The sequence below is a fragment of the Desulfuromonas sp. DDH964 genome (assembly GCF_001611275.1).
Lineage (GTDB): Bacteria > Desulfobacterota > Desulfuromonadia > Desulfuromonadales > DDH964 > DDH964.
This window is the reverse complement of record NZ_CP015080.1, coordinates 34791-55028: the sequence shown is the minus strand read 5'-3', so window position 1 is coordinate 55028 and position 20238 is coordinate 34791. Positions and strand designations below refer to the sequence as shown.

At 65.5% G+C, this 20238-nt stretch carries 17 protein-coding genes; all 17 read right to left on the bottom strand.

Annotated elements, in window-relative coordinates:
* Positions 1-18 precede the first annotated feature (18 nt).
* The 17 genes from DBW_RS00240 to DBW_RS00160 all read right to left on the bottom strand — a co-directional run bounded on the left by DBW_RS00240 (position 19) and on the right by DBW_RS00160 (position 20044).
* Positions 19-1167 (bottom strand): acyl-CoA dehydrogenase, encoded by a 1149-nt coding sequence (locus tag DBW_RS00240; RefSeq protein ID WP_066722549.1) that lies wholly within the window; start codon positions 1165-1167, stop codon positions 19-21.
* 161 nt (positions 1168-1328) lie between these two features.
* Positions 1329-2486: an acyl-CoA dehydrogenase family protein gene (locus tag DBW_RS00235; RefSeq protein WP_066722547.1), complete on the bottom strand. Its 1158-nt coding sequence runs from the start codon at positions 2484-2486 to the stop codon at positions 1329-1331.
* Positions 2487-2500: 14 nt separating this feature from the next.
* Positions 2501-3283, bottom strand: coding sequence for an enoyl-CoA hydratase-related protein (locus DBW_RS00230; RefSeq protein ID WP_066722543.1), 783 nt, complete (start codon positions 3281-3283; stop codon positions 2501-2503).
* Between the two features lie 15 nt (positions 3284-3298).
* A complete protein-coding gene (locus tag DBW_RS00225) occupies positions 3299-4147 on the bottom strand; it encodes a 3-hydroxybutyryl-CoA dehydrogenase (protein ID WP_066722534.1) in 849 nt (282 codons plus the stop codon).
* Positions 4148-4298: 151 nt separating this feature from the next.
* Positions 4299-5474, bottom strand: coding sequence for a thiolase family protein (locus tag DBW_RS00220; protein ID WP_066722530.1), 1176 nt, complete (start codon positions 5472-5474; stop codon positions 4299-4301).
* A 118-nt stretch (positions 5475-5592) separates the two neighbouring features.
* Positions 5593-6510 carry an electron transfer flavoprotein subunit alpha/FixB family protein gene (locus DBW_RS00215; RefSeq protein WP_066722527.1) on the bottom strand — a complete coding sequence of 306 codons (918 nt, stop codon included), beginning with the start codon at positions 6508-6510 and terminating at the stop codon, positions 5593-5595.
* Between the two features lie 37 nt (positions 6511-6547).
* Positions 6548-7309 (bottom strand): electron transfer flavoprotein subunit beta/FixA family protein, encoded by a 762-nt coding sequence (locus DBW_RS00210; RefSeq protein WP_066722526.1) that lies wholly within the window; start codon positions 7307-7309, stop codon positions 6548-6550.
* A gap of 310 nt (positions 7310-7619) precedes the next feature.
* Positions 7620-8435 (bottom strand): enoyl-CoA hydratase-related protein, encoded by an 816-nt coding sequence (locus tag DBW_RS00205; protein WP_066722525.1) that lies wholly within the window; start codon positions 8433-8435, stop codon positions 7620-7622.
* Positions 8432-9577 carry a CaiB/BaiF CoA transferase family protein gene (locus DBW_RS00200; protein WP_066722523.1) on the bottom strand — a complete coding sequence of 382 codons (1146 nt, stop codon included), beginning with the start codon at positions 9575-9577 and terminating at the stop codon, positions 8432-8434. The genes DBW_RS00205 and DBW_RS00200 overlap by 4 nt, the downstream gene beginning before the upstream one ends.
* Positions 9567-10814, bottom strand: a complete 1248-nt coding sequence (locus tag DBW_RS00195) for a phenylacetate--CoA ligase family protein (protein ID WP_066722521.1) — start codon at positions 10812-10814, stop codon at positions 9567-9569. The genes DBW_RS00200 and DBW_RS00195 overlap by 11 nt, the downstream gene beginning before the upstream one ends.
* A gap of 163 nt (positions 10815-10977) precedes the next feature.
* Complete coding sequence (locus tag DBW_RS00190) at positions 10978-11799, bottom strand: ABC transporter ATP-binding protein (RefSeq protein ID WP_066722519.1); 822 nt, start codon at positions 11797-11799, stop codon at positions 10978-10980.
* Positions 11800-11930: 131 nt separating this feature from the next.
* On the bottom strand, positions 11931-13178 hold the full coding sequence (locus DBW_RS00185; RefSeq protein WP_066722517.1) for an ABC transporter substrate-binding protein: 1248 nt from the start codon (positions 13176-13178) through the stop codon (positions 11931-11933).
* Positions 13179-13288: 110 nt separating this feature from the next.
* Positions 13289-14353, bottom strand: a complete 1065-nt coding sequence (locus DBW_RS00180; RefSeq protein ID WP_066722514.1) for a branched-chain amino acid ABC transporter permease — start codon at positions 14351-14353, stop codon at positions 13289-13291.
* 4 nt (positions 14354-14357) lie between these two features.
* The gene (locus DBW_RS00175) at positions 14358-15251 is read right to left on the bottom strand and encodes a branched-chain amino acid ABC transporter permease (RefSeq protein ID WP_066722510.1); all 894 of its coding nucleotides are present in this window, start codon (positions 15249-15251) and stop codon (positions 14358-14360) included.
* 39 nt (positions 15252-15290) lie between these two features.
* Positions 15291-17219: a long-chain fatty acid--CoA ligase gene (locus DBW_RS00170; RefSeq protein ID WP_066722501.1), complete on the bottom strand. Its 1929-nt coding sequence runs from the start codon at positions 17217-17219 to the stop codon at positions 15291-15293.
* The gene (locus DBW_RS00165) at positions 17219-18034 is read right to left on the bottom strand and encodes an ABC transporter ATP-binding protein (protein ID WP_066722498.1); all 816 of its coding nucleotides are present in this window, start codon (positions 18032-18034) and stop codon (positions 17219-17221) included. The genes DBW_RS00170 and DBW_RS00165 overlap by 1 nt, the downstream gene beginning before the upstream one ends.
* Positions 18035-18310: 276 nt before the next feature.
* Positions 18311-20044, bottom strand: coding sequence for a sigma-54 interaction domain-containing protein (locus DBW_RS00160; protein WP_066722496.1), 1734 nt, complete (start codon positions 20042-20044; stop codon positions 18311-18313).
* Positions 20045-20238: the final 194 nt, after the last annotated feature.

Here is a 20238-nt window from a genome sequence, read left to right as displayed (position 1 = left end):
CGGACCTATGAAAGACCTCTAGCCTTTGGTGACCGCGGCGCCGATGACGATGCGCTGTACTTCGCTCGTCCCCTCGTAGATCTCGGTGATCTTGGCGTCGCGCATCATCCGCTCGACCGGGAAGTCGCGGGTATAACCGTAGCCCCCGTGAATCTGCACCGCCTTGGTCGTCACCCACATGGCGGTCTCCGAGGCGGCAAGCTTGGCCATCGCCGACTCCTTGCCGTAGGAGAGGCCGGCGCTCGCCCGCCAGGCCGACTGGTAGACCAGCAGCCGCGCCGCCTCGATACGCAGCGCCATGTCGGCGAGCAGGAACTGCACCGCCTGGAAACCGGCGATCGGCTGGTCGAACTGCCGGCGCTCGCGGGCGTAGGCGAGGGCTGCTTCATAGGCCCCCTGGGCGATACCGAGGGCCTGGGAGGCGATACCGATGCGGCCGCCGTCGAGGGTCTTCATCGCCACCTTGAAGCCGCTCCCCTCGGGGCCGAGGAGATTCTCGGCGGGAATCCGGCAGTTGTCGAAGACCAGCTCCCGGGTCGGCGAGGAGCGGATCCCCATCTTCGACTCCTTCTTGCCAAAGCTGAAGCCGGGGGTCTCCTTTTCGACGATGAAGGCGCTGATGCCGTGGTGTTTCTCGGCGCTGCGGTCGCTGCGGGCGAAGACGATATAGATCTCCGCCTCGCCGCCGTTGGTGCAGAAGATCTTGGTGCCATTGAGGACCCAGCTGTCGCCGTCGCGCACCGCGGTGGTCTTGGTGCCGCCGGCGTCGGAGCCGGCCGAGGTCTCGGTCAGGGCGAAGGCGCCGAGCTTGCTCCCCTCGGCGAGGGGGACGAGGAACTTCTGCTTCTGCTCCTCGCTGCCGAAGAGGTAAATCGGGTTGGCACCGAGGGAGAGGTGGGCCGAAAGGGTCACCCCGGTGGAGGCGCAGACCCGCGAGAGCTCCTCGACGGCGATGGCGTAGCTGATGTAGTCGGCGCCGGCGCCGCCGTACTCTTCGGGAAAGACGATGCCGGCGAGGCCGAGCTCGGCGACCCGGTCATGCATCAGAAGGCGATCGAAGCTTTCCGTCTCGTCGCGCACGGCGGCCCCGGGCTTGATCTCCTTTTCGGCGAACTCGCGCACGGTCTGGCGGATCAGTTTCTGTTCCTCGGTCAGTTCGAAATACATGGCGCCTCCTTGGTTACTTGATAGGGATTCGATTTGTTTGCCACAGAGTCACGGAGACACAGAGAAAGCAACGTCTTGTAAGGGTTAACCCCTTGCCTGAAGCTGCTGATGTCGATTTTCTCTCTGTGTCCTCAGTGTCTCTGTGGCCAATTCCAGGTTTTTCAAGCGAACCCGCGCAGGATCTCGCGCGCGATGATGAGCCGCTGGATTTCGCTGGTCCCTTCGTAGAGGGTGGTCACCCGGGCATCCCGGCAGTAGCGTTCGACCGGAAACTCGGTGGTGTAACCGTAGCCACCGAAGATCTGCAGCGCCTCGTAACAGGCGCGGTTAGCCGCCTCGCTGGCGAAGAGCTTGGCCATCGACGCCTCCTTGGCGAAGCTGCGCCGCTGCTCCTTGCGAAAGGCGGCGTTCATCAGCAGCAGCCGCGCCGCCTCGAGTTCGGTGCCGCTGTCGGCGATCTTCCACTGGATCGCCTGGAAGTCGGCGATCGGCTGGCCGAACTGCTTGCGCTCCAGGGCGTAGCGGGTGGCGGCGTCGAGCGCCGCCAGGCCGATGCCGAGCGCGAGGGAGCCAATGCCGATGCGGCCGCCGCAGAGTTCGGCCACGGCGATGCGAAAGCCATCGTTGAGCCGGCCCATCAGGGCGTCGGCCGGCACCCGGCAATCCTGGAAATGGAGCTCGCTGGTGACCGAGGCGTGCTGCCCCAGCTTCTCCTCGGCGCGGCCGACGCTGCAACCGGGGGTGCCGGCCTCGACCAGGAAACAGCTGATCCCCTTCCCTTTCGGCGCGCTGCGGTCGGTCACCGCCCAGACCACGAAGACGCCGGCGTAGGGGGCGCTGGTGATGAAGATCTTGCTGCCGTTGAGGAGCCAGTGGTCGCCGTCGCGGACTGCCTGGGTGGTCAGCGCCGCCGGGTCGGAGCCGGCCCCCGGCTCGGTGAGGGCGAAGGCGCCGGCGCGATACGCGCCGGAGCAGATGCGCGGGATGTAGCGCTGGCGCTGGGCCGCGCTGCCGACCTCCTGGATTACCTCGCAGACCATGTTGTTGACCGAGACCGTCACCGCCGTCGCGGCGCAGGCCCGCGCCAGCTCGGTGAGGGCGACGCTGAAGGCGATCACCCCGGCCTCGGCGCCGCCGTACTCACTGCGCACGTTGAGCCCCATGAAACCGAGCTCGGCGAGCTTCTGCAGGTTGGCGAAGAAGGCTTCCGGGTTTTCGCCGCGGTCGAGGGCCGCCGCCACCGGCTCGAGCTCGGCGCGGGCGAACTCGCGGGCGGTGTCGCGGATCAGGCTCTGTTCTTCCGTGAGGTCGAGATGCATCGCCGGGTCACCTTTCAGCGGCCGCTGAACTTGGCCTGGCGTTTTTCGAGGAAGGCGCTCATCCCTTCCTTCTGGTCGGCGCTGGCGAAGCAGAGGCCGAAGAGGTCCGCCTCGAAGCGGCCGGCCCGGTCCTGGTCCATCTCCAGGCCGCTGTCGATCGCCTCCTTGGCAAAACGCACCGCCAGCGGCCCCTTGGCAGCAATCTTCGCCGCCAGCTTCTTCGCCTCGGGGAGGAGCTGGTCGGCCGCCACCACCCGGTTGGCGAGACCGATGCGGCAGGCTTCGGCGGCGTCGATCATGTCGCCGGTGAAGATCAGCTCCTTGGCCCGCCCCTTGCCGACCAGCCGCGCCAGGCGCAGGGTGCCGCCGAAGCCGGGGATGACACCGAGGTTGACCTCGGGCTGGCCGAACCTGGCGTTGTCGCTGGCGAGGCGGATATCGCAGGCCATCGCCAGCTCGCAGCCGCCCCCAAGGGCGAAGCCGTTGACCGCGGCGATCACCGGCTTGGGAAATGTCTCGATGCGGTTCATCAGGGCGTGGCCGAGGCGGGCGAAGCTCGCGGCACTGACCGCGTCGAGGGGCTGCATCGCGGCGATGTCGGCGCCGGCGACGAAGGCCTTGGGTCCGGCGCCGGTGAGGATCACGCAGGCGACCTGGGGATCGTCGCGCAGCAGCCCGAAGGCGCTGTTCAGCTCTTCCAAAACCGCGGCGCTCAGGGCGTTGAGGGCGGCGGGGCGATTGACGGTGACGACGGCGACGCCGGCTTCGATTTCCAGCAGCAGGTTGCTAAACTCCATGTGCACTCTCCCGTTTCAGTAGGTGTAGAAGCCCTTGCCGCTCTTCTTGCCGAGCCAGCCGGCCTTGACCATCTTGCGCAGCAGCGGGCAGGGACGATACTTGCTGTCGGCGAACCCCTCGTAAAGGACCTCCATGATCGCCAGGCAGGTGTCGAGACCGATGAAGTCGGCCAGGGTGAGCGGACCCATCGGGTGATTCATCCCCAGCTTCATCACCGTGTCGATCGCCTCCACCGAGGCGACCCCCTCGTAGAGGCAGTAGATCGCCTCGTTGATCATCGGCATCAGCACCCGGTTGGAGATGAAGCCGGGGTAGTCGTTGACCTCCACCGGCACCTTGCCGAGCTGCCTGGCCAGCCCTTCGACACTCTGGTAAACGGCGTCGCTGGTGGCGATGCCGCGGATGATCTCGACCAGCTGCATCACCGGCACCGGGTTCATGAAATGCATGCCGATGACGCTTTCGGGACGGCCGGTGACGGCGGCGATTTCGGTGATCGGCAACGACGAGGTGTTGCTCGCCAGGATCACCCCGGGGCGGGCGACGCGATCGAGGCTGCGGAAGATCTCCGCCTTGATTGCCATCTGCTCGCTCGCCGCCTCGACCACGAAGTCGACGCCGGCGGCGTCTTCGAGGGCGGTCGAGGGGGTGATGCGGCCGAGGGTGGCCGCCTTCTGCTCGGCCGTCAGCTTCCCTTTTTCGATGTTGCGGTCGAGGAGCTTGCCCATGAAGGCGAGCCCCTTCTCGACATATTCGGCCTTAAGATCGTTGAGCACCACTTCGAACCCGGCCTGCGCCGCGACCTGGGCGATGCCGCCCCCCATCTGGCCGGCGCCGACCACCATGATCCGCTCGATTGCCATCTCATCTCCTCCTCGAATCGAAATCTTTTACCCTCACCACAGAGACACGGAGATACAGAGAAATTCATAATTCTTGTTTAGAGCTTATTCTTAAGTCAGCTTTGGATTTGAATTTCCCTCTGTGACCTCTGTGTCTCCGTGGCCAACAGCCTTAAAGTCGTTCGAAGATCGCCGCCACCGCCTCACCGCCGCCGATGCAGAGGGTGGCGAGGCCGTAGCGTTTTTGCCGCCGTTCGAGGCCGTTGAGCAGGGTGGCGACCAGCCGTCCGCCGCTGGCGCCGACCGGGTGGCCGATGGCGACGGCGCCGCCGTGGATGTTGACCCGCTCGCGATCGAGCTTCAGGCTGTCGATCGCCAGCAGGGCGACCGCAGCGAAAGCCTCGTTGATCTCGAACAGGTCGAGCTCGGCCGGTTTCAACCCGGCCTTGGCGCAGACCCGCTCGATGGCGCCGATCGGCGCCACCGGGAACTGGTCGGGATGCAGGCTGTTGGTGGCGTAGGCGACGAGACGGGCGCGGGGTTTGAAGCCGTGGCGCTTGACTGCCTCCTCCCCGGCGAGGAGGACGAAGGCGGCGCCGTCGTTGATGGTCGAGGCGTTACCGGCGGTAATACTCCCCTCCTTGCGGAAGACCGCCTTGAGACCGGCGAACTTGTCGAAATCGACCCGCGCCGGCTCCTCGTCGCTGTCGACCACCGTCTCCCCCTTGCGCCCCTGCTTGACCACCGGCACGATCTCGCGGGCGAAGACGCCGTCGCGCTGCGCCTTTTGCGCGCGGCGATAGGAGTCGAGGGCGTACTCGTCCTGGGCGGCGCGGCTGAGCCCCTTGGCGGCAATGACATCCTCGGTCACCTCCCCCATGTGGCGGCCAGTGTAAGGATCGCGCAGGGCGTCGTGGATCAGCAGGTCGACCGCCTCGCCATTCCCCATGCGCATGCCGTAACGGGCCGCCGGCAGGGCGTAGGGGGCGAGCGACATATTCTCCATGCCGCCGGCGATGACGACGCCGCTCTCGCCGAGGCGGATCGAATCGGCGGCAAGCATCATCGCTTTCAGGCCACTGCCGCAGACCTTGTTGATGGTCATCGCCGGGATGCCGTCGGGGAGGCCGGCGAAGCGCATCGCCTGGCGCGCCGGGGCCTGGCCGCAGCCGCCGGAGATCACCTGGCCGGCGATGAATTCCTGAACATCGGCGGGCTGGATACCGCAGCGCGCGACCAGCGCGGCGACCACGGCGGCACCGAGGCGCGGCGCCGGGACATCGGCAAGCACGCCACCGAAAGAGCCGAAGGGGGTGCGCAGGGCTTCAACTACGAAAACGTCTGACATGGCTTTGACCTTTCTTAATAGTCTTAAAGTTGGCCACGGAGACACAGAGTTCACAGAGAAAAATCTTGACTGAAGGTTTCTCTGTGTCTCCGTGCCTCTGTGGCAACGGCTCGTCGGTTTACTTCGCCAGTTTCGCCGTCAGCGCGGGGACGAACTGCTTGAGGTCGGCGACCACCAGCACGTCGGCGACTTCGCCGATCGGCGCCTCCTTGTCGGTGTTGATGGCGACGATGTAGTCCGATTTCTTCATCCCGGCCAGGTGCTGGATCGCTCCGCTGATGCCGCAGGCGACGTAGAGCTTGGGCGCCACCGTCTGCCCGGTGGAGCCGACCTGCCGGCTGTGGTCGGCCCAGCCGGCATCGACCACCGGCCGACTCGCCCCGTATTCACCGTGCAACGCTTTCGCCAGCGCTTCGATCAGCGCCAGGTTCTCCGGCTTGCCGATGCCGCGCCCGGCGCTGACGATCACCTCGGCCTTGCCGAGATCGACGCCCCCCTTCTCGGCGGCTTCGTAGCCGGTCAGGCGGATGCCGCTGTCGGCGCCGGCGACGCTGAGCTCTTCAAGCTGCGGACTGCCGGCGGGGGGGGCGGAGAGGCTGAAGGCGCCGGCCTGCAGGGTGACGATGGTGACCGGGCCCTTGGCGGCGACGGTGCGGCGCAGCTTGGCATTGCAGGCCGGCACCAGGTAGCCCCCCTCGACGATGTCGATCACCTCGGAGATCTGCGGCGCCGCCAGGGCGGCGGCGAGGCGCGGCGCGAGGTCCCAGCCGTAGGAGGAGTGGCAAAAGACGACCAGATCGGGCTGCTCTTTCGCGATCGCCTGCTGCAAGAGCGCCTTGTGCAGGTCGGGCTGGTAGTCGCCGGCGGCGCCGGCGTCGGCGAAGTAGAGGGGGCCATCAAACTGGGGCAGGCTCTGGCGGCTGCCGACCAGGAACATGGCGCTCTGGGCCCCGAGTTTCTGGGCAAAGGCGAGCGGTTCGTAGCTGGCGGCGAGGAGCTCTCCCTGGCGGGATTCGGCAACGAGCAAGGCTTTCATCGGGTCTCTCCCTGGTTGGCGGGTGGTGGTTTCGGCACTAGCGCAGCACGGCGGTCTTTTCTTTCAGCAGCGCCAGCAGCTGGTCGGCGAGGGCGCCGACCTCCCCTTCGAGCACCAGCCCGCCCCCCTTCTTCTCCGGATAAGCGGTCTTGAGGGTGGTGGTGCGCCCTTCCGGAACGCTCACCGGCAGGGCGGCGATCTCTTTCTTCTTCGCCTTCATGATGTTGGGCAGGGTCGGGTAGCGCGGGGTGTTCAGTCCCAGCTGGCAGGTGAAGAGGGCCGGCAGGGTTACTTCGACGACGGCCTTCACCCCCCCTTCGAGCTCGCGCTTGACGGTGGCGACGCTCCCCGCCAGGCTAAAGTCGACGATGGTGGTGACGGCGTTGAGGCCGAGGGCTGCGGCGAGCAGCACGCCGACCTGGGCGCTGCCGCGGTCCTGGGACTGCAGGCCGGTGAAGACGACGTCGAACTGCTCGTCCTTGGCGTAGGCGGCGATTGCCGCGGCAATCTGGGAGGGGTCCTTCGCGAAGCTGGCATCGTCCTGCAGGTGGACGCCGCGGTCGGCCCCCATCGCCAGCGCCTTTTTAAGCGCTTCGCGCACCCGCTCGGGGCCGAGGCTCAACACCACCAGTTCGCCGCCGCTCGCCTCCTTGAGCTGCACCGCCTGTTCGACGGCGTATTCGTCGTACTCGTTCATGCGCCAGGCGAGGTCCTGTTCGCTGTACCAGGTCCCGGCGGCGTTGAGCTTGAAGCGCGATTCCAAATCCGGAACCTGCTTGATGCAGACGAGGATCTTCATGGGTGGGGCCTCCTGTGGGGATCTCGGGCTCAGGGTTTCATAGGTCCCATTTGTCTCATAGGTCCTATGGGACTTATAGGACCACTGGGTCCTATGCAAAGCCTGGCGGCCTATAGAGCAAAGAAGATACCAAGCGGCGCCCCCTGCCGCCGCCACGGCCGTCCGTCCCGCGCAACCCCGCTCAACCGGGGGCCTGGGCCGGCGCACGGCATCTGCCTTGAAGGGAACAGGGGCGACCACATCCGATCACCCCTGTTGCGATGGTGACACTGGTATCACCGTCGTTTACAGCGCAGGACGGTCGCTCTGCCTAGCGCCCGCTGAAGCGGCCGGGACGTTTTTCGAGAAAAGCGTTGACCGCCTCGAGGTGATCGTCGCTCTGGTGCAGCATCCCCTGAAAGGCCGCCGAAAAGGCGAGGGTTGCGGGCAGATCATGGTTGCGGGCGAGGCCGAGCAGGCGCTTGGCGAGGCGCACCGCCTGCGGCGGCTTGGCGGCAATGGTCGCGGCCAGCTCCCGGGCCCGGCTCAGGAGGGCGTCAGGATCGCAGAGTTCCAGGAAGAGGCCGAGGGCGAACGCTTCCTCCGCCCCGATCATGCGGCCGGTCAGAGTCAGTTCGGCAGCACGCTGGTAACCGACCAGGCGCTGCAGGTACCAGGCACCGCCATCCCCCGGAATGATGCCGAGGTTGATGAAGGTTTCGCCGCAGACCGCGCCGTGACTGGCCAGGCGCAGATCGCACATGCAGGCGAGATCGAAGCCGGCGCCGACGGCGGCGCCGTTGACGGCGGCGATCAGCGGCACCTCCGCCGCCGCCATCGCCAGGGTCAGGCGCTGGATGCCGTGCCGGTAGTTCTCCTCGATGGCGAGGGCCGAGCCGGCGAAAATCCCCTCGCGTGCCTGCATCTGCTTGATATTGCCGCCGGCGGAAAAGGCGGCGCCGTTGCCGGTCAGGATCAGGACCGAGATCGCGGGGGAGGCATTGACCCAGGCGACGGCCTGCACGATATCCTCGACCAGGGCGGTACCGGTAAGGGCGTTGCGCACGTCATCGCGGTTAAAGCTGAGCAGGGCGACGGGCCCGCTCACTTCCAGAATGGCATCTTTTAGTGCGGGAAGATTTTTCATCGGACCTCCGGAGCGGGGACGAAAGGGGTGCGCCAGCGGGCGGCCACATCTTCGGCCGCCACCGTGACCAGCGGTCGCCGGGAGCGGGGCGGCTCGCCATCGACATGCAGCGGCAGGAGGATATCGGCCGGCAACGAATTGCCCACTGCGGGGGCCAGCAGATGGCGAGCGACCACCTGCGGCTGGCGCAGGACTTCCTCCGGTTCGAGCAGCGGCTCGAAACAGCAGTCGACCCGTGCCAGGCGCGCCACCCAGGCGTCGCGGTCGGCGCTGGCAAAGAACGCCCGCAGCTCGGCAATCAGGGCGGTCTGCGGCAGCGGCTCCTGCTGCCGGTCAATCCAGTCGGGGCGTTCCACGGCGCAACAGAAGGCGTGCCAGAACTTGGCTTCGAGGGCGGCGAGGACGACAAAGCGGTCGTCGGCGGTCGGATAGATCTGGTAACAGGCGGCGCCGCCGGTGATCAGCCCGCGCCCGCGTCCGAGGTCCGGGCCGGCCTGTTGCGCCGCCGCCTGGCCAAAGGACTGCCAGGCAAGAACTGTTTCGAAGAGGCTGGTGTCAAGGAAACACCCGGCCCCGGTGCGCTGCCGCTTCAGCAGGGCAGCGAGGATCATCGCGGCCGCCTTCTCACCGCCGGCGTAATCGGAGACCGGCGGAAAGGGGATAACCGGAGTCTGCACGGTGCCGGTGGAATGGAGCATGCCGCTCAGCGCCATGTAGGTCAGATCGTGCCCGGCACGCTGACTCGCCGGGCCGTCCTGGCCGAAGCCGGAGAGGGCGCAATGTATCAGACGCGGGTTGAACTCGGCCAATCGTTCGCGGCCGAAGCCGAGGCGCTCCAGCACCCCGGGGCGGAACGACTCGAGCAGAACGTCGGCCGCGGTCACCAGCTCGGCGAAGGCGGCCTGGCCGCCGCCACTTTTTAGATCGAGAAAGACGACAATCTTGCCGGCGTTGACCTGCTTGTAGAGGGGAGAGATGCCATCGTCGTCGCGGCAGATAAAGGTCCGCATCGGGTCGCCGGCAGGGGGCTCGATCTTGACAACCTCGGCGCCGAGATCGGCGAGGAGGCGGGTGGCGTAGGGACCGGGGAGGTACTGGCTGAGATCGAGGACGCGGCAGCCGCGCAGGGCGTCATCCAGCATGGTCGACCGGGCGCCGGTCGTCGATCACCTTGCCGTCGTTGGCGAGGCTGCCGGGCGCGACCAGCTGGACCTCGCCGCGCAGGTTGCAGAGTTCACGGATGCTGGTGACGATCGCCGCCACGAGTCCCTCGGGAGCGGTGCAGGCAACTTCACAGTGCAGCACCATGACATCCTGATCGTCGCTGCGGTCGATGATCAGCCGCCCGCGGCCGACCTCGGGGTGGCGTTTAAGGACCTGGGCAACCTGGCCGGGGCGCACGAACATGCCACGCACCTTGGCGGTCTGGTCGGCGCGCCCGAGCCAGCCGCGGATGCGGCGGCCGGTGCGGCCGCAGGGGCTGGGGCCGGGAAGGATTGCCGAGAGGTCGCCGGTGGCGAAGCGCAGCAGCGGATATTCCGGGGCGAGGGTCGTCACCACCACTTCGCCGACCTCGCCATCGGGGAGTGGGTCGCCGCTCCCCGGCCGGACGATCTCGACGATCACCCCCTCGTCGAGGATCAACCCCTCGCGGGCCGGCGACTCGTAGGCGATGACGCCGAGATCGGCGGTGGCGTAGCACTGCAGTACCTGCAGCCCGCGCCCGGCGAACCGGTCGCGCAGGCTTGCCGGCAGCGCCTCGCCGGAGACGAGGGCGTGGCGCAGCGAACTGACGTCGCTGCCGGACTCGGCTCCTTTGTCGAGGATCATCTTCAGAAAGGACGGCGTGCCGACATAGCCGTCGGGGCGCAGGTCGGCGATGGTCTGCACTTGGCCTTCGAGCTGTCCCGGTCCGGCGGCGAAGACGGCGCAGCCGAGGGCGTGGGCGCCGGCCTCGACCATCGCCCCGGCCGGGGTGAAGTGGTAGGCGAAGCAGTTGTGCAGCAGCTGGCCGCGGCGAAAGCCGGCGGCGAAAAGGGCGCGGGCGAAGCGCCAGAAGTCGGGGCGGGCACTCCCCGGCTCGTAGATCGGTCCCGGCGAGGCAAAGATGCGGTTGAGCTCCGGCACCCGGGCCGCCGCCAGTCCGCCGAAGGGGGGCTCACGGCGCTGCAGTTCGACCAGCTCCTCCTTGCGGGTCAGCGGCAGCTTTGCGAGCACCGCGCGGCTGGTGACCGCCGCAGCTTCGACCCCGGCGAGGAGCCGGCCATAAGCCGGCGCCTGCCGCTGCGCATGGGCGATTTGGCGGGCGAGCAGAGCGAACTGCTGCTCTTCGCGCTGCTCCGGGTCACGGGTTTCCAGATCGTCGTAATATTCGCTCATAGTTTTTGCCTTCGAGTTTTCCACATTATCCTCCGCCGAGGCGGTCGATAAGGGTCCGGATGCAAGGCTTGCGCAGGGGGGAGGGGCGCAGGCGTAGCGGAGCTACGTCGAGCCCCGAGCTCCAAGCGTAACGCCGCAGCCGGGCCCTTAGCGGCCGCCGAAATCACATCCAGCGCTTGCGGCGTTTATACGACTTCAAGTTCTTGAACGACTTGCGTTCCTTGTCCCCCCCCGAAAGATAGAACTCCTTCATGTCCTCGTTGTTGAGCAGCTCCTCGCAGGTGCCGTCGAGGGCGATCTTCCCCGACTCCATGACGTAGCCGTAGGAGGCGCTGTGCAGCGCCATGTTGGCGTTCTGCTCAACCAGCAGCATGGTGATCCCCTGCTCCTTGTTGATGCTGCGGATGATGCCGAAGACCTCCTTGACCAGCAGCGGCGAAAGCCCCATCGACGGCTCGTCGAGGAGGATCATCTCCGGGCGGGCCATTACCGCGCGGCCGATCGCCAGCATCTGCTGCTCGCCGCCGGAAAGGTAGCCGGCGAGCCCGGTGCGCGCCTTGAGCCGGGGAAAGTAGTGAAAGACCTTGTCGATGTCGTCCTTGATCATGCGATCGCGGCGGGTGTAGGCGCCGAGGCGCAGGTTCTCGATGACGGTCATGTCCTCGACGATGCGCCGCCCCTCCATCACCTGGAAGATGCCACGGCGCACGATCGCGTCGGGATCGCGGTTACTGATCGACTCCCCCTTGAAGTGGATGGTGCCACGGGTGACTTCGCCGTCCTCGGTCTTGAGCAGCCCCGAGATCGCCTTTAAGGTCGTCGACTTGCCGGCGCCGTTGGGGCCGAGCAGAGTGACGATCTCCCCTTTCGGCACCTCCAGGCTGATGCCGCGCAGCACCAGGATGACGTCGTCGTAGACGACCTCGATGTTGTTGACCGAGAGGATCGATTCCTTCGGTGCGACTGCTGCCGCTGCTTCACCCATGGGCAGGCCTCCTCGTTGCGGGCTTGAGCTTCCCGGCGGCCGGTCGCCGGCATCGCGCCGACCGGCCGCCGCGAACCACGAGCCGGGGGATGGCCGGGGCGGCGCCGCGCGCCGCCCCGGCCCGGTTCTTTCTACCAGCCGAGCCAGTCGTCGCGCCGCGGCACTTCGACCGTCGCCTGCTTGTTGAACTTGAAATCACCCCCATTGTAGGTGGTGGTATAGACCGAGATCTCGGTCGTCCCGCGATGATCCTCGTTGGTCCAGGTCGACGGCGTACAAACCCCTTCGAGACCCGCCGGGACATGATCCTTCATCTGCTCCATCCCCTTCTTGATGTTCGGCCCGGTGATGCCGCCCGGCATCTTGTCGGCGGCGACCATGGCGTCCTTCATGAAGAAGACGGCGCAGACGCCGCGCATGTAGTGGAGGTTGCGGTAGGTTTCGCCGCTCGGATCGGACATCTTGGAGATCGCATGCACCATCGCCATGCCCGGGGCACTCGACTTCCAGTCCGGGGCACCGAGGGGAACCGCCACGCCGTCGCCCGACTCCTGGGCGGCCTTGATCGAGTTTTCGTCCCAGCCCCAGACGTTGGCGAGGAACTGGGGCTTGGCGCCGACAGTGCCGCAGGAGTTGAGGAGCGAGATGTTGGAGCCGGCGGTGTTCCCCATGTAGGCGTAGTTGGCGCCCGAGTCCTTCAGGGTCAGGCACTGGGCCTTGGCGTCGCCCGGCTTGAGGTCATAGACGATCGGGTTGAGGACTTCGAAGCCGAGCTCCTCGGCATAGGCAGCGCAGGCTTCCTTGGGCGCGTTGGGATAGGGGTGGTTGGCCCCCATGTGGATGAACTTCGGTTTCCCCTTGTTCCCCTTGGCTTTCCAGTCCTCGGCCGCCCACTGGACCAGGCCGCGGCAGGTGTCGGAGTAGGAGGGGCCGTAGAAGAAGTTGTAGGGGGCCGGCGCCTTGCTGCGCGGCGACTTGCCGCTCGGGTCGGTCAGATGCCCCGAGTAGGAGGCGGAGAAGTAGGGGATCTGGTCCTTGGCGACGAACTGCACCAGCGCCTCGGTGTCGGCGGTCCCCCACCCCTGGATGGCGACCGGCTTGAGACCGGAGATCCACCCCTTGTAGGTGGCGATCGCCTGCGGCGCCTTGTAGGAGTAGTCGACAGTCTCGAACTTGAGCTGCTTGCCATCGATGCCGCCGTTGGCATTGATGTAGGTCATGGCGTCGGCGACGCCATTGCCATAGGGGACACCGACATCCGAGGTCGGACCGGTGTAGCAGGCGAGATGACCGACGGGGATGGTCTCCGCCGCCATGGCCAGGTTTGAGAATCCGCACAGTGCCAGCAATACCGACCCACATAAGAGAGTCTTGCGCATGATCTGGTTCCTCCTTCTCTGCGTTGATGGCCCGCGACGGGCCGCTGGGGCGTCTTTACCCCGTGATGCAACGGATAACCCCGGGCACCCTTGCCCGGGATGAGCGTGTCTCAATAGGAGAACGGGTAGAGCTTCCAGTAGTTCTTGATCATCTTCCAGCGATGGGAGAGACCGTCCGGTTCGAAGATCAGAAAGAGGATGATCGCCAGGCCGATCGCCATCTCCTTGATGTAGGCCAGGGCCTGGGTCAGGGCGCTGTTGTTGCTGCCGACGAGATGGACGCCGAACTCCATCACCTCCGGCAGCAGCACCATGAAGATCGTCCCGAGCAGCGACCCCATCACCGAACCGAGGCCGCCGATGATCACCATGCCGAGGAACTGGATCGACAGCAGCAGGGTAAAGCCCTCGGCGGAGACGAAGCCGAGGTAGTGGCCGAAGAGGGCGCCGCCGATGCCGGCGTAGAAGGAGGAGATACCGAAGGAGAGGATCCGGTACTTGTTGAGGTTGATCCCCATGATCTCGGCCGAGAGGTAGTGATCACGCACGGCGACGAAGGCGCGGCCGTCACGACTGCGCAGCAGGTTGGTGCCGGCGAGGTACATGACCACCACGTAGGTGAGGACGACGTAGAAATAGGAGCGGTCGCTGTTGAACATGTAGCCGAAGAGGGTGAAGGGGCTCGCCATGGCGCCGGCCGAGCCGCCGGTGAACCAGTCGGCACGGGCGAAGAAGTCCTCGAGGATGTACTGGGAGGCGAGAGTGGCGATCGCCAGGTAGAGCCCCTTGATGCGGCCGGCGGGGATGCCGACCAGCAGGCCGACCGCCATCGTCGCCAGCCCGGCCAGTGGGATGCAGAAGAAGACCGGGATGCCGGTATTGTTGCTGAGCCAGGCCGAAGCGAAGGCGCCGAGGCCGAAGAAGGCGGCATGGCCGAGGGAGATCTGGCCGGTGAAGCCGACGACGATGTTGAGGCCGAGGGCGGCGATGCCGTAGTAACCGATCTGGATCAGCAGGTTGAGCTGGTAGGCGTTGAGCAGCAGCGGCGCGAAGAGAAGCCCGATCACCGCGACGATGGCGACCCGCCGCGCCAGGGGGGTCGGAAAGATCGTCATGTCCGACTGGTAGCTGGTGCGGAATTCGCCGCAGCGCATCCGCGAATGGGCAGAGGCCATAAGCTTAGATCCTCTCGATATCCTTGGTGCCGAAGAGGCCGTAGGGCTTGATCATCAGGATGATGACCAGGGCATAGAAGGGGGCGATGTTGTACATGTTGCCGAGATGGAGCCACTGGCTGTCGAAGAATTCGGCGAGGTTCTCCAGCACCCCGATCAGCAGGCCACCGACGATGGAACCGATGATCGAGTCGAGGCCGCCGAGGATGACGACCGGGAAGACCTTGATGCCGATGAAGGAGAGGGCCGAGGAGACGCCGTTGACCATGCCGATCACCACCCCGGCCAGGGCCGAGACGACGGCGGAGATCGCCCAGGCGGCGGCGAAGACATGCTTGACCGAGATGCCGAGGCTCTGCGCGATCTGCTGGTTGAAGGCGGTGGCGCGCATCGCCAGGCCCATGCGCGAGTATTTGAAGAAGATGTAGAAGCCGACCATGATGATCAACGAAACGACCATGCTCATGATGTAGGCGGTCTCGATCTGCAGCCCGGCGATATTGATCGACTCGGTGTCGAAGACCTTGGGAAAGGCCTTGGTGTAGCCGCCGAAGATCCAGGAGACGAGGGACTGGAAGAACATCGAGAGGCCGATGGTGACCATGATCACCGAGATGATCGGTTCGCCGATCATCGGCCGCAGCACCACCACCTGCAGGACGATGCCGAAGACCATCATGAAGGCGAGGGTCAGCGGGAAACCGACGTAGAAGGGGAGCTCGAACTTGACCAGCATCGCCCAGCAGGTCCAGGCGCCGATCAGCAGGAATTCCCCCTGGGCGAAGTTGACAACCCGGGTCGACTTGTAGATCAGGACGAAGCACATCGCCACCACCCCGTAGAGGGTGCCGACGATGAGGCCGTTGACGATCATCTGTGTCAGAAGTTCCAGATTCATGGTTGCCTTCCTTGTCTCCGCGGCAGCAGCGAGAGCCTATCAGCCGGCGCTGCGGCCGAGATCGACCACCCGCACGTCGGTCTGCACCCGCGACTTGTTGCCGTCCTGAAAGGTGATCACGGTGTCGATGTGGACCAGCTCCTGGTCCGAATAGATGGTGTCAATGATCTCGGCGTACTTCTCCTTGATCACCCCGCGCCGCACCTTGCGGGTCCGGGTCAGCTCGCCGTCGTCGGCGTCGAGCTGCTTGTAGAGGAGGAGGAACTTGCGAATCTGCTGCACCGCCGGCAGACTTGCGTTGACCGTCTCCACCTCCTTGCGGATCAGGGCGTAGACACTCTCCTGGGCCGAGAGGTTGATGTAGTTGGTAAAGGCGATGCCACGCTGCTCGGCCCACTTGGCGACGATCTCGAAGCGGATGCAGATGATCGCCGCGAGATAGTCGCGGCCGTCCCCCTGCACCACCGCCTCGGCAATGAAGGGGGAAAACTTGAGCTTGTTCTCGATGAACTGGGGGGAGAACTTGTCGCCGTGGGCGGTGGCGGCGAGGTCGCTGATGCGGTCGATCACCACCAGGTGGCCATTCTCCTTCTTGAAGTAGCCTGCGTCGCCGGTATGCATCCAGCCATCCTCCAGCGACTCCGCGGTCGCCTTCTCATTCTTGTAATACCCGCTGAACATGCCGCAGGTCTTCGCCACCACCTCGCCGACACCGTTGGCGTCGGGATGGTCGATGCGCACCTGGGCGTTGCGGAAGGGGACACCGACGCTGTCGAAGTCGACATCGTCTGCCGCGTGGATGGTGTAGGCGCCGGCGAGCTCGGTCTGGCCGTAGAGCTGGCGCAGCGGCACCCCCATGGCGAGGAAGAACTTGAAGGTGTCGGGGCCGAGGGCCGCGCCGCCGGTCGCCGCCGAGCGCAGGTAGGTGAAACCGAGGCGGTCCTTGAGCGGGCGGAAGAGCAGCCAGTAGGCGAGCTTTGAGCGCCGCCCCGGGGCGGCGGCGGCCGCTTTGGCCGCCAGTTGCATGCCGAAGCGGTACATCGCCTGCTTGAAGCGGGTCGCGTCCATCATCTTCGCCTTGACCTCGGCAGCGATCGATTCCCAGACCCGCGGCGCCAGCAAGACGAAGGTCGGCCCGATCTCGCGCAAATCCGACATCATCGTCTCCGGCTCCTCGACGAAGTTGACGACGATGCGGCTGATCAGCGCTTGGGCCACGGCATAGACCTGCTCCATGATCCAGGGGAGGGGGAGGACCGAGACGTAGTTGTCGCTCGGGAACTTGGGGTCGGCTTCGAGGTAGGCGAGGCAGTGTTCGAGCATCGGCCCGGCCTGAAGCATTGCCAGCTTCGGGTTGGAGGTCGTCCCCGAGGTCGGGCAGAGGATAGCGACGTCCGCCGCCTGCCCCGCCGCGACCAGCCGGGCGTAGAGGTCGGGCTGCTCGGCGTCGAGTTGGCGCCCCCTGGCCATCAGGTCGTGGTGGCTCAGCAGCCGCGGGTCGTCGTACTTGCGCATGCCGCGCGGGTCGCAGTAGATGATGTGCTCGACCCCGGGACACTCCTCGGTAATTTCCAGCACCTTGTCAACCTGCTCCTCGTCCTCGGCGAGGATGATGCGGGCGCCGGCATAGTTGATCAGGTAGGCGACCTCCTCGTTGAGCGAATCCTGGTAGATGCCGAAGATCATTGCCCGCAGGGCGTGGGCGGCGACTTCGCCGTAGACCCATTCCGGGCGGTTGTCGCCGATGATGCCGACCGCATCCTCGTGACCGATACCGAGCTGGTGCATTCCGAGGGCGAAGTATTTGACGCTCTCCTGGTAATCGGCCCAGGTAAAGGCGTTCCAGATGCCGAACTCCTTCTCCCGCAGCGCCACCTCCCGCGGCCAGTTGGCTGCATTGTAGGCGAGCAGCTTGGGAAAGGTGTCGAACTGCCGGATGTCCGGATAGTGCGCCGCAGCCCCTCCCATCAGGCCACCTCCCCGGGCGCTTCCGCCGGTCCCTCATCGACGCCGACACCGAGGTAGGCACTCTTGACCTGTTCGTTCTCCATCACTTCCTCCGGCAGCCCGGCGCAGATCTTCTTGCCGAAGTCGAGCACCATCACCCGGTGCGAGATATCCATGACCACCCCCATGTCATGCTCGATCATGATCACCGTCATTCCCCACTCCTCGTTGAGGTCGATGATGTAGCGTGCCATATCCTCCTTCTCCTCGAGGTTCATGCCGGCCATCGGCTCGTCGAGGAGGATCAGATCGGGGCGCAGCGCCACGGCACGGGCCAGCTCGACCCGCTTGCGCAGGCCGTAGGAGAGGGTTCCGGCGATCGCTTTGCGGATAGGGGCGATCTCGAGAAAGTCGATGATGTCCTCGACGTCGCGACGGTGGGCCAGCTCCTCCTGGCGCGCCCCGGAAAACCAGTAGAGCGCACCGGACAGGAAGTTGTTCTTCAGCAGGTGGTGGCGACCGACCATGATGTTGTCGAGGACCGACATGTGACTGAAGAGGGCGAGGTTCTGAAAGGTGCGGCCGATGCCGAGCTGGCAGCGGTCGTTGGGCTTGAGGCCGGTAATGTTGCGTTCCTTGAAGTAGATGGTGCCCTGGTTCGGCTGGTAGCGCCCGGAGATGCAGTTGAGCATCGAGGTTTTCCCGGCGCCGTTCGGCCCGATGATCGAGAAGATTTCCCCGCGGGTGACGGCGAAGGAGACATCGCGCAGGGCATGGACCCCGCCGAAGGAGAGAAAAATATTATTGACCTGCAGCAGTGGCGGGCTTTCGCTCATGACGCCTTCCTTCCGGGCTCGATCGCGCCTGATCCATAAAAAAGACCGGCTGGCGCAGAGGCTTCCAATGCGTAGCCGGTCAATTGCAAAACAGGTACCAAACAATGTTTTAAAAAACTCACAAACCCCCTTGGACCGGGGTAAGGAACCGAACTTTATGGACAAGATAAAGAAATTAAAAACCCCTCAGCGGTCGTCGCCCGGCCCATCCTGTCAACCAATGTAAACAGGCAGCAAGCGACTGTTAAAAGCCATGACAGGCCCAAGCTCCGGCGGCTAGATAAGGTTGTACTTCTGCAGCTTCTTGTAGAGGCCGGGGCGGGAGATGCCGAGCAGGCTGGCAGCGGCCAGCTTGTTGCCGCCGACCTTCTCCATGGCGCCGACAATCAGCTCCTTTTCGATCCCCTCGATGATTTCCTGCAGCGGCCGCCCGTCGATGGCACCGCTGACCACCGGGTGGCCTCCCCTGGCGCTCCCCGCGGCGGCCACCTCCCCTTGCGGATAGTCGGCCAGCTGGGGCGGGAGATCGTAGAGCCGGATAAAGGGGCCGTTGACCATGTTGAAGGCGCTCTCGATGGCGCTGCGCAGCTCGCGGACATTCCCCGGGAACGGGTAGGCACGCAGCGCCGCCCAGGCCCGCGAGCTGAGCCCCTGAACATTGAGCTCGAACTCGGCGTTGAACTGGTTGATGAAGTGACGGGTCAGGCAGAAAATGTCCTCGGGCCGCTGCCGCAGCGGCGGCACGACGATGGCGACGACATTGATCCGGTAGTAGAGGTCGGAGCGCAGCTTCCCTTCCTTGACCAGCGCCTGGGCGTCGCAGTTGGTGGCGGCAACGAAGCGGACATCGACCGAGCGCACCTCCTGGCTGCCAAGGGGGGAGATCTCCCGCTCCTGCAGGACGCGCAGCAGCTTCGCCTGCATCGAGAGGGGCATCTCGCTGATTTCATCGAGAAGGAGGGTCCCGCCGTGAGCCTGTTCGAATTTGCCGATCTGGCCGCCGCGCCGGGCTCCCGAGAAGGCCCCCTCGACATAACCGAAAAGTTCGGCCTCGAGCAGGCTTTCGGGAATGGCGGCACAGTTGACCCGGACGAAGGGGCCGTCCTTGCGGCGGCTCAGGGAGTGAATGGCGTGGGCGAAGAGTTCCTTGCCGGTGCCGCTCTCCCCGATCAGCAGGACCGTGGAGGAGCGTTCGGCAATGCGCACCAGGCGGTTCTTGAGGTCGAGCATCGGCTGCCCCTGGCAGACGATCTGTTCGATACCGTAAAGGGCGGTCGGCCGGTGCCGCGCAACCCCGCGGCGGTTCGCACTCCCTTCCACCGCGGGGAGCTTGCCGGCGAAGCGAGTGCCATCCGGACCTTCGCGGAGTTGGACCTTGCCATAGGCACCATAGACTGTGCCGTTGCGGATCAGCGGCCAGCGGCTGGCAATGATCTGGCGACCGTTGAGGCGATGAGCCTCGCCGATTTCCGCTTTGCCCGACGCCATCACCTTGGGGAGACGGGAGAGGGTCGCCACCGGGTACGATTCGTTGACATGGCGACCGAGCATGGCGACCGCCTGGAGGCCGAGGATAGCGGCGAACTCACGGTTAACCATGAGAATGACGCCGGCGCGGTCGACCAGCAGAATACCCCCCCCCGCTTCGAGGGAGAAAGGGTCGATCGCCTGGACAAAGTCATGCAGCGCCATGGCGGCCTCGCCCCCCTCCGCCAGGGCATCGAGGACCAGGGTGCCACCGGCCTCCTGGGGGAGATACTCGGCGAGGTACCAGCGCTCATCGAGCTGCACCGGCAGGGCCCGGAAACAGAACCCCTTGGCCAGGAGGGCGTGGAAATGCTTGAGGGCTTCCACCTGCTCCAGGCTGCGGCCAATATGGACCGCCAGATCCTGGCTGGCAAAGGGCCCCTGGTCACCGACCGCGACGATCTTCTGCTGTCGGTTGAGGGAGAGACTCCAGCGTTCGCCCCGCCCCTGGGGGGAGGCGCCCGCCTTGTTTCGTCCTGACATTGGCATCGCTTTCATCGGGTTTGCCCGCGTCCGAATAACCCGGTTGCTTCCGGGAGGTGAACTGGAGAGGGGAGACGACAGCCGACCTGCGATACGGCTGCGCGTCCCATCAACATCGTAACATTGTTCTACACTATTTCCGGGGAAACTTCCACCCTGTAGCGCTTCATTCCCTCGCTGGCGGGCAAGGCTGC